This is a genomic window from Vibrio sp. 1249-1 (assembly GCF_033340495.1).
On sequence record NZ_JAWOWJ010001153.1, the window covers coordinates 1 to 521 of the forward strand.

The window sequence follows — 521 nt, forward strand, 5'->3', positions numbered from 1 at the left end:
TGTTACCGGTTGCAAAGCTCGCTGCTGGCGCGTTGTCTATGGCTTTCAAAAAGACCCAATGACTTTGTTTATCTTTGAGGCTAACTTCGCGTGCAATGTGCGTCGCAAGTAGCAGTAAATCGAGCAGCTCTTCGTCATTGATAGCGGTGTAAGCACGAGGCAAGAACGGGTAGTCGCTGATGCCCATACGAATGATGCGATTGACGTTATGCTGAGTCGCAAATTCGTCTACCCACGCTTGGAATTTTTCAAACATGACTTCGGCAGAGGCGTCGCGGTCTGCGTTAGGTTCGATGTAGAGTAAGTTTGCATCCGAGAAGTGGTACAAACGTGCCGGTTTTTCGATGCGCTCTGCTAGGTATTCTCCGAATGCGCGTTCTAATTCCAAGCCCGCTTTGTAACCATTTTGAACGTACATGCTGCGTAAGAACGGTAGGTCGATCATCACAAAACGTAGTCGGTCGTTGAGCGGTTCATGGATAAGTTCACCCATTTGCCACTGTTCAAAAGTGTCACGCGAT

General features: G+C 48.6%; 1 pseudogene. It reads right to left on the minus strand.

The features are described from left to right. Window positions 1-521 (minus strand): annotated as a pseudogene (locus R7Z50_RS30985) (tetratricopeptide repeat protein); the annotation flags it as partial.